The sequence below is a fragment of the Pseudomonas sp. genome (assembly GCF_037994325.1).
Taxonomy (GTDB): Bacteria; Pseudomonadota; Gammaproteobacteria; order Pseudomonadales; family Pseudomonadaceae; genus Aquipseudomonas.
Map to the genome: position 1 here is coordinate 1 of NZ_JBBNAH010000001.1, position 9688 is coordinate 9688.

At 59.3% G+C, this 9688-nt stretch carries 10 protein-coding genes; all 10 read right to left on the reverse strand.

The annotated features are described in order from the left end of the window. Positions 1–1921, reverse strand: a 1921-nt coding sequence (locus tag AAAB16_RS00005; RefSeq protein ID WP_340661473.1) for a glycosyltransferase, incomplete at its 3' end; no start/stop codon positions are given. Between the two features lie 106 nt (positions 1922–2027). Then, positions 2028–2780 (reverse strand): cephalosporin hydroxylase family protein, encoded by a 753-nt coding sequence (locus tag AAAB16_RS00010; protein ID WP_340661474.1) that lies wholly within the window; start codon positions 2778–2780, stop codon positions 2028–2030. Next, the gene (locus AAAB16_RS00015) at positions 2773–3483 is read right to left on the reverse strand and encodes a metallophosphoesterase family protein (RefSeq protein WP_340661475.1); all 711 of its coding nucleotides are present in this window, start codon (positions 3481–3483) and stop codon (positions 2773–2775) included. Before AAAB16_RS00015 ends, AAAB16_RS00010 begins: the two co-directional genes overlap by 8 nt. A gap of 13 nt (positions 3484–3496) precedes the next feature. Further along, positions 3497–4471: an ATP-grasp domain-containing protein gene (locus AAAB16_RS00020; RefSeq protein ID WP_340661476.1), complete on the reverse strand. Its 975-nt coding sequence runs from the start codon at positions 4469–4471 to the stop codon at positions 3497–3499. Between the two features lie 3 nt (positions 4472–4474). Further along, complete coding sequence (locus tag AAAB16_RS00025) at positions 4475–5335, reverse strand: NAD(P)-dependent oxidoreductase (RefSeq protein ID WP_340661477.1); 861 nt, start codon at positions 5333–5335, stop codon at positions 4475–4477. Further along, positions 5335–6063, reverse strand: a complete 729-nt coding sequence (locus AAAB16_RS00030; protein WP_340661478.1) for a class I SAM-dependent methyltransferase — start codon at positions 6061–6063, stop codon at positions 5335–5337. Before AAAB16_RS00030 ends, AAAB16_RS00025 begins: the two co-directional genes overlap by 1 nt. Next, entirely contained in the window at positions 6056–6790 is a 735-nt protein-coding gene (locus AAAB16_RS00035; protein ID WP_340661479.1) for a WbqC family protein, read from the reverse strand. Before AAAB16_RS00035 ends, AAAB16_RS00030 begins: the two co-directional genes overlap by 8 nt. Further along, entirely contained in the window at positions 6787–7899 is a 1113-nt protein-coding gene (locus tag AAAB16_RS00040) for a DegT/DnrJ/EryC1/StrS family aminotransferase (RefSeq protein WP_340661480.1), read from the reverse strand. The genes AAAB16_RS00035 and AAAB16_RS00040 overlap by 4 nt, the downstream gene beginning before the upstream one ends. A gap of 2 nt (positions 7900–7901) precedes the next feature. Next, the gene (locus AAAB16_RS00045) at positions 7902–9125 is read right to left on the reverse strand and encodes a class I SAM-dependent methyltransferase (protein WP_340661481.1); all 1224 of its coding nucleotides are present in this window, start codon (positions 9123–9125) and stop codon (positions 7902–7904) included. Continuing rightward, positions 9122–9673 (reverse strand): dTDP-4-dehydrorhamnose 3,5-epimerase family protein, encoded by a 552-nt coding sequence (locus tag AAAB16_RS00050; protein WP_340661482.1) that lies wholly within the window; start codon positions 9671–9673, stop codon positions 9122–9124. Before AAAB16_RS00050 ends, AAAB16_RS00045 begins: the two co-directional genes overlap by 4 nt. Between the last annotated feature and the right edge of the window lie 15 nt (positions 9674–9688).

Here is a 9688-nt window from a genome sequence, read left to right on the forward strand (position 1 = left end):
GGGCCAGATAGGTAATGGGGAAGTCATAACCTTGCAGCACATGCTCCACCGGCGCGCCGGCGTCATTGATCAGGATGACCTCAAAGTCCTTCCAGGTTTGCGCTGCCAAGCTATCGAGCGCATCCACCAGCAAATCGGCGCGGTTGTAGGTGGTAAGAATGACCGAGAAGGTCGGCTCATGGCTTAGCGGCGCCACCTCGTGCAGTTCCTGGCTGTATTCGCTATCGGTCATACCCAGCGCGCGAGCGCGGTAGGCATAGGCCAACGCGCTCTGATACTCGCCCAGGCTTTTAAGGATTTTCGACAGACGCAGGCAGGCATGCGCCACGCCCAGGGCGTCATCGCCCAAGTCCGGAAACAATTGGCTGGCGGGATAACGGGCAAACATATCCAGCGCGACTTTGGCTTCAAAAGCGCGGGTCTTGGCGCTGGACAAGCTCTCGCCATGCTGGCGCCAATGGCAAAGTACCGTATCGACTTTTTTGAATACCGCACTACCGGCCAAACGGGTCCACAGTTGGAAGTCATGACAGCGCGTAAAGCGCTCGTCGTAGCCACCGCAGCGCTGGTAAAGCGCACGCCGCACTGCCGTGCCCGGGTTAGGCAGGCAATTGCCGTGGATCAGCTGGGGCAACAGCGACTGACCGAAGAAGTCCGGGTAGTGGGTGCGCCAGAGTTTATCCGGCTCGCCGTCGTCGAAAATCTCCAAATCGCCATAAAAAACGTCAGCGCCTGGGCAGGCGGCGATTGCCCCGCGAATAGCCGCCAGTGCACCCGCTGCCTGGCGGTCGTCGCTGTCGATCCACACCAGCCACTCGCCCTTGGCTGTGCGGATGCCAGTGTTACGCGCTGCCGGACCACCGCCATGGGCGTTGCGGATCAAGGTCAGACGCGGGTCGTTGATGGCCGCAATAATCTCCAGCGAGCGGTCGGTTGAGCCGTCGTCAACAACGATCAACTCAAAATCGCCATCGCTTTGCGACAGCACCGAATCCAGCGCTTCTTTTACATAACGTTCGCGGTTGTATACCGGCATCAGCACGCTAAAGAACGGCGCGGGCCGGTCCACAGTTGGCGTGCTTAGCGTTGCAGCTGGTGGTGAGAACAACCCAAAGCGTTCGTTCATCCAGTTCAGCACACGGCCAATCACCATTGGTTTGAACGTAGGGGCAATCGCGGGGTGGGCGTTAATGCTGTCAATAAACAGCTCAGCCAGTTGATGGTATTGCGGCAGGCTCTTGGTACCGGTCATGCGTTCCATGGCGGTACTGTCGCGCTTGCTAATTTCGCGGCGGATATAGAGCTGCTTTTCCACCCGGGCGAACGGCCCGTGCGCTGCCAGGCTGCAGAGAAACGCCAGGTCCGCGCTAACAACCGGGCGAAACTCCATGTCGATGAATTTGCGTCGAATCAGCTGGTTAACCGGCTCACAGCGATCCAGCGCATACAACACCTTCAAATAGCGCTCGTGCGCCGCTAGCGGTTCGCTAAACACATAGTTGCCGCCATTGGTATTAGCCAGGGTTTTGCCCTGTTCATCAATCCAATGGGTCTGTCCGTAAACCAGGCTGACGCTATCGTTCTCAAGCATTTTGCCCAGCGCCAGCTGGATAAACTCGGGATGGAGCAGATCGTGCCCGCCCAGCCACATAAAAAACTCGGAGCGCGACTGCTCAAAGCAATAGTGGAAATTGGCCGAGGCACCGAGATTTTTTTCATGCAGTACATAGGTAAAGCGCGGGTCACCAGCACAGAAGTCGCGACAGATCTGCTGCGTTTCATCGGTGGACGCGTTGTCGGCGACCAACACCTTGAAGTCGGTATAGGTTTGCGCCTGCAACGACTGCAACGTTTCGAGAATGTAGGGGCCTTCGTTGTACACGGGCACACTGACAACGATGCGGCTTTCTACGTAAGACATGAACGCTCCCTATTGGCTTGAAACGGCGCCACAGTCAAGAAACTGACGAACGGACCGGTTCCGGGAGCAATAGCAAGATATTGGCCAATGCCCCGGTTGCTGCACTTCAACTGCGCTTGAGGTAGCCCTGCGGCGCAACGCTGATCAGCAGTTTAGAGTCCATCCGCCCATCAACCTGAAATTCAGGGTGCTGCTTGAGGTACTCAAACACGGCGGTTTTCGGGCTATTGCCGGGCGCCCATGGGCGGTCGCCAACCAGCTCAGGCGGCGTGTCTTCAATCACCGTATCGAACACAACGCAGTAACTACCGGCCGTCACCAGCGGCGCATAGGCCTCAAGTTCGGCCAACACGTGCGCGTGGGTGTGGTTGCTGTCCAGCGACACCAGCACTCGCGCTTTACCCGCCGCCAATTGCTTAACCTGCTCAATCACCTCGGCGGCAATGCTGGAGCCGCTGATCATGGTCACCCGCTTGGCCATGGGGTGCGCTTCGATGGCCTGACGGTTGTGCTCGCGGATATCAATATCAATACCCACCACGCGCGCATCTGCCGGGCCCCCACAAGCGGCGTTCAATTCCAGCATCGAGGCGAAGAAAATCAGCGAGCCGCCGCGGGCAATGCCGGTCTCGATAATCAAGTCTGGCTGGATGTTCCAGACCAACTCCTGCATGGCCAGAATGTCCTGCGGGTACTGAATGATCGGCCGCCCCAGCCAGGAAAAGTTATATGAGTAGCGATGCTCGCCGCCGGCCTTGAGCATCCACGCCAGGGAGTCCGCTTTCAGCGACGCGTCGTTGCCAGCAGATTGAATATTGCGCTCGACTTCGTTGTGGAATTGTTCGTTGTCGTCAGTCACTGGGTGCTGCTCCGTCGTCGATGATCACCTGGTCGATACGCCCGCCGATCTGCGCACCGATATATAAGTTTTCCCATAGCCGCGACTCGCTGTAGCCGGCCGCTTGCATAGCCTGAACGGTGGCGTCGATATCGTAGGCCACGCGCTGCAGCTGTATCTGCTCACCATCAAAAATTGCAAAGGCCGCACGATTATCGCCGTCACGCGGCTGGCCGACCGAGCCAGGGTTGCAATAGGTCTTGGCGCCGAGTTCAACGACAATTTGCACATGGGTGTGGCCGGAGAAATAGAAGCGATAGTCGCCCGCCAGCAACTCACGGGAGACGCGGTAAATATATTGGTCGCGCGGGTCTTCCCAACCGCCATGCACAAAGGTGGCGTTGCCTTCCTGATACGCCGAGGTCAGCCCTGACAGCAGCTCAACCTGCGCAGGGGTTACTACCTTGCGCTGATGCTCCAGCAACGACGACACCAAACGCGAGCGCGGGCAGCCGGTGCCTTCGACCAAATAAGCGTCATGGTTACCCAGCAGTTGCGTGGCGTTACGGCTAGCGAGCAACTCAATGCATTTATGCGGCTCGGCGTAATAGCCGGTCACATCGCCCAACGAAATAATGCGCTCGCAGCCCAACTGGTCTGCTCGGGCAATCACCGCCTGCAACGCGGGGAAGTTGCCATGCACGTCGGAAAGAATGGCGATCATCGGACCTGGGCTCTCATAGAAACTCGATATGGTCGGCGATGTAGCGCGAACACCGGCCGGCATGCAAGCCGGTAAATGTCGGCGAGCGCTGCAAATGAAAGTACTCGACACTCATCAGCGCTTCATTGCAGCCCAGCGCCGCGCGTATGGAAATCGAAGCGGAGAGGCGCGGATTAATCTCCAGCAGCCACGCCTGCTCAGCTTCTTTACGAAACTGAAAATTAGTCGGCCCGATGGGTTTAAACGCACGCACCAGGCCATCACAAAAGGCTTCTATGGCGGCATCGCTGGCAACCGTTTCGGCTGACCAAGTGGCGCCGCCCGCGCCCAGGCGCCGACGCAAAATAGCCGGCGCAGTGGCGCGGCCATCGCCGAAACCAAACAAGCCAACGGTATATTCCTCGGCGGCAGAGCCGACCAGACGCTGCATCAGCAAGTTAGGTGCCTGCTTGCGCTGGAAATAGGCAAAGTCGTATTCATCTTCGATCAGCCCTTGGCCACGACCGCCGGAACCTTGCCGTGGCTTGGCCCAGTAAGGGGGTGCACCGAGCTGGCGCTGGCAATCTTCCCAAGTACTTGGCAACAACGTGGGAATCGCCGGCAGGCCTTCACGCAGCAGTGCTTGGTGCAGCAGCCATTTGTCCCGGCCCAAGCTGATCAATTCGGGGGTATTAAGCACCACGGTCACGGGCCAGTCGGCCATCAGTTGGCGCTGGCTGTCGAAATAGAAAACGTCTTGCTCAATGCCCGGCAACAGCAGATCAACCTGTTCGCGCTCGATCAGGTTGCGCAAGAAATCGGCGTAGGTTTGGCTTTCCTCAGCGACAGCCGGCTTTACATAAAAGCCATCGCAACTGTGCTTACCCACGGCATCGGGGCTGCGGTCCAGGCCGAGAATACGCAACGGAAAATCGGCCCGGCGCAGGGACTGGATTATCCCTTGGCCAATGATGGCGCCCACGCCGGTTACCAGCACTGTGCACGTCATGGCTCAAGCCACATCCAAAGCAGCGAAGCCTTGCCCATAGCCGCCGGCGCGGATCTGCGACAGCCCCTGTTCAAGTGAGCGGAATGGGTAATCAAGCAGATCGGATTGGGGAATAAACACCTCACGAAACGGTTGCTTGTCGTCAGCCACCCGCACTCGTCCACCCTGGGCGAACACGGCATAAGCCTGCTCGGCAATCTCGGCCGTGCTGAGCGAGCGCGGATGCACCACCGAACGAACGCCACGCCAGTGCTCACGGGCAGCACGAATCAACAGTGCAGCAGCGTCATCGACATGAACAAAATTGCGCAGCGCCGAGCCCGGTGGCAAGCGCAAATCTTGGCCGGACGCGGCATAAGCGACGATGCGCGAAAACCACCACTGGTGCGCGGCGCATTCGCCACGTTCATCGTAAAGCTGGGCAAGGCGCAAGCTGCAAAAGCTGCCCTGCTGCCTGGCCATGCCCCACTCGAGCAACTGCTCACCGCGTAGTTTCGATGCGCCGTAAGAGCCAAGCTCAGTGGGCGCCTGGCGATAGCTCGACGAAATGCTGCCAGCGTAGATCAACTGCCGACACGCAAACGCCTCGCTCAATGCCAGCACCTGCAAACTGCCCAACGCGTTAACCGTTTCATTCAGCCAGCAACCTTGTGGCGAGTCATCGGCAAATGCCGCGGCACAGTGAAACAGCACATCCGCCTGCTGGTCGGCCCGCCCGGTCCAGGGCGCGGCACCCAAGTCGACAAACACCTCGCACTCGGGCTGACGTCCGGCGGTGATCACCTGCCAGCCGTGCGCCTGCAACTGCGCGACCAGGCGCTTACCGAGCATGGAGGTAGCGCCCACCACCAACGCCGTGGGCATCAAGCGAGCTCCACTTCCATCAGCAGCCCCACGCACAGATCAGGGAAATCGACCCCCACCTCGCACATCGCCCGCAGGTTTTCGTCCACCTCGGGCATGGTTTGCATATACCCCAGCGGCAGCGGCTTAAGGTAAATGCCCTCCTCCCACGTCACGCGAAACCCTTCCTCGGTAAGCAAGGCTTTCAGTGTGTCGCGGCAAAACTGGCGTTGATGCCCCAGGGCGTGATCGTTGGCATTGAGTTCGTAGATATCGTTGATTTTGCCCATGGCCAGCCCGAGCCGGCGATTCAACGACTTGGCATTGGGCACGGCGACGTAAAGGCGTCCACCGGGTTTAAGCAGCGGCTTAAAGCGGCGCAGCACCAACGCCGGGTCGTCGACGTGTTCAAGGATAAAACCCATCATCACCACATCGAAACGGCTGTCGCTGTGGTAATGCTCGAAGTAGCTTTCGACCAATTCGATATCCAGTTTTGGATACTGCGCGCGGAACAGCTCAATCACCGCCCCAGAGCCCTCAACCACCACGTGCCGGGAGAAGTGACGGTTAAACAACGCCGTGGTGTAGCCATGACCGAGGCCCAGCTCCAGCAACGCAGCGCCTTCTAGCGGCCCCAGGCGCGCCAGAATACGCGGTGGATACCAGTTAAGGATCAGCTCGTTTTCCACCGACGTTGCCGAACCTGGCTTGTACTCCGCCGCCACTTTGTCCAATGGGTTATTCATGGGCAATTGCTCTTTCGGCCATGGCCTGGCGCCACGGCATAACGGCTGAACCTAAGTACTGCTTGCCGTCGCGCCCACAGTTGGCGACCAGATCGAGCAGCGTGACGTAAGGCGTAAACGGTGGGAATTTCTGCGGGTATTCACGCTTGCTGTAGTTCATATACGCCACCTCAACACCGGCAGCCTCAAAGGCTTCATGGTCCAGATAGTTAAGGGCGCCGTGGCCCGTGACGTAGCGCGTACCCTCTACCTGCTGTACCAACTCAAGTATCAGCGCGCTTTTGCGCGATTCTGTGGCGAATGCCGAAGACTGGTGTAACCGTTTGCCCGCCAGCAGTTGGTAGTAGTCGGCGACGCTGACAAAGCCCTGCATAAGCATTTCAACAAAGCTCAAGTCGGTCTGGCGCAGCAGGTTCTCGGCCAGGCCCATGGCATCGGCAAAATAAGGCGTGCCGGCCAACGACAGTTCCAACGCGCGCAAATGGCTGCTGCGCCAGTCGCTGTCATCGGCCACCAACACATCGCAAATGCGGCTGTCGCGCGGGTGCTTTTTCAATGGCACCGTCAGCCAGCTCGAACCGTCGGCAGTTTTGTATTGCACGCGGTTGATAAAGCCCTTGGCGAACTGCACGTCGTCAAAAAAAACAAAGTCGTCGGCCAGCATCAACTGCTCGAACATACCCGCCCAGGGCAAGTACATGGGCTGGGATATGACCACCGTACTCATGCCTGCGCCTCACGGTGCAGCTCAATAATCACCTGGCTGACGCGCTCGATGTCGCTGCGGGTCATGTCATGGAAACTGGGGAGATTAATCGCCCGCCCGGCAACATCAGCGGCGATCGGCTTGGCCACGTAGCCCTCAAACATCGGCAGCTCGGACAGCGGGTAGAAAAATACCCGGGCGTCGATATCAGCCAGTTTGAAGCGCTCTTGCAGGCGCTCGCGGGTAATGTTCAGCGCCGCTGCAAAAACCGCAGTCGGCATCCAAGCGCCGTTGGTAACCCCGGCGGGTTCAGGGTTTAACGCCACCCCAGGCAAATCGCCCAGCAGTTCGCGGTAGGTGCGTAAGATTTCCTGCTTGCGCGCGGTCAGTTCGTCAATGCGCTGCAACTGCGCGCAACCGAGCGCCGCCTGCACGTTGGACATTTTGTACTTAAAGCCCAATACGTCGGGCCAGAACTGCTTGCTCTGCCCCGCTACGCGGCCATGGTTAGACAGCGCCAACACCTGCTCGTACAACGCACGATCCGAGGTTACGAACATGCCGCCTTCGCCGGTGGTCATGGTTTTGGTGCCATGAAACGAGAACACCCCAAAGCGGCCCATGCTGCCCGCGCGGCGACCGTGGTAAACGGCACCGATGGCCTCGGCCGCGTCCTCAATGACCGGCACACCATAACGCTCGCCAATGGCCAGCAATGCCTGCATCTCGCACAGATTGCCGTACAGATGCGTGGCGATGATGGCGCGGGTGCGTGGCGTGATAGCGGCCTCCACCTGCGCCGGATCCAGGCACCAGCTATCGGGCAAGATGTCGACCAACATCGGTGTCGCGTTCAGGTGCAGCACGGGGGCGGCAGTGGCTATCCAGTTCGTGTCCGCCAGAATCACCTCGTCACCTTCACCGATACCCAGCGCCGCCAGGCCCATATGCATGGCCCCCGTGCAACTGGAGGTGGCAATGGCGTAGTCGCTACCCAGGTAGGTTTTGAACGCGGCTTCAAAGCGCTGCAAATAGGCGTAGCACTGCTCACCCCAGCCAGTGCGCGCAGCGTCAGTGACATACTCGACTTCCAGCTCGGTGATAGAGGGCTTGGTGTACTGAATACGCATGTCTATACCACCTCTATCGTCGGCACTGCCGTCACAAACTGCCCGCCCCATTGGCGCACAAACGCCAGTTGCTGGACCAGCTCTTGCGCCAGGTTCCAGGGCAGCAATACCACCACATCCGGACGCATCGTTTGCAAGTGCTCGGGGGCAAAGATGGGGATATGGCTACCCGGCAAATACTGCCCCTGCTTGGACGGCGCGGCATCGCAGACGAAGGCCAATAGGTCCGGCTTTACCCCAGCATAGTTGAGCAAGGTATTGCCCTTGGCGGCAGCGCCGTAAGCCGCCACGCTGCGCCCGGCTTTTTTCTGCTCAAGCAGAAACGCCAGGAAGCCATTTTTCACCGCGTCGGCCCGTGTTTGAAAACCCAGGTAGGTGGCTAACTCCTGCAAGCCGCTCTGTTTTTCTTTGCACAACAGCGCGTCTACGGCAGCGCCAGGCTGGCGGTTCTGCTCGCTGTGGCCGGCATAAATACGCAGGCTACCACCGTGGGTGGGCAGTTCTTCCACGTCGTAAATGGTCAAACCCGCCGCAGCCAGAATGCGCTGCACGCTATAGAGCGACAGGTAGGAAAAATGCTCGTGGTACACGGTGTCGAACTGCACCTGTTCAATCAATTGCAGCAGGTGGGGAAACTCCAGCGTTACCGTGCCACCGGACTTTAGCGCCGCTTTCAGGCCGCGACTGAAATCGTTGATATCGGGCACATGGGCGAACACGTTGTTGCCGGCGATCAGGTCGGCTTGCTGGCCTTGCTGGCTAAGCCGACGGCCGAGGGCCTCGCCAAAAAACTCGCGTAGCACCGGGATACCCATACGTTCGGCGGCCGCGGCGGTACTGGCGGTGGGCTCGATACCCAGGCAGGGAATGCCGGCGGCGACAAAGTTCTTCAGCAAGTAACCATCGTTGGACGCCACTTCTAAAACCAGGCTTTGGCTGTTGAGCCCCAGGCGTTCAGTGATCGCCGCCGCATAGCGCTGCGCATGGGCACACCAACTGCTGGAGGTCGAGGAAAAGTAGGCGTAGTCGGCGGCAAATAACTCACCGGCGTCGGCGTAATCTTCGGTCTGCACCAGCCAGCAGTCGGTACAAACGCGCAGTTTTAGCGGGTAATAACGCTCGACCTGAGCCAGCTGTTCAGCAGCCAGGTAGGCATTGGACGGCGGTGCGAAACCAAGGTTTAGAAAGGTGTGTTGCAGGGGCGCAGCGCAGTGGCGGCAGTTCATGGCTGAATCCCTTGAAAGTCATGGGCGAGCAGCGGGTGCGTGCGGTCACGTTCAGATAACTCAGCCAACGGCAACGGCCACGGGATGGCAACGCGGGGATCATCGGCACGCACGCCACCCTCGGCGGCAGGGTGATAGGCAGCGGTGTGCAGATACAGCAGCTCGCTATCGGCTTCCAATACTTGAAAACCGTGGGCACAGCCCTCTGGAATCAACAACATCTGCTGGTTTTCGGCGGACAACTCTTGCCCATGCCAGTGCAGAAATGTCGGCGAGCCGGCGCGCAAGTCCAGCGCCACATCCCAGACTCGGCCACGAATGCAGCGCACCAGTTTCATTTCGGCATGGGGCGCGTATTGAAAGTGCATACCGCGTACGGCGCCGCGTTGGTGAGTGCGCGACTGGTTGATCTGCACCACACCACGCTCGCCCAGCCAGGGCCCCAGCAGCTCGGTGCAAAACAGCCGCGTAAAGGCGCCGCGCTCATCTGCCCGAGGGTTGGCGTGGATCACCATAACGCCATCAAGGGCGGTGGCCTCGGCTCTCATGCGTCAGCCCAGATC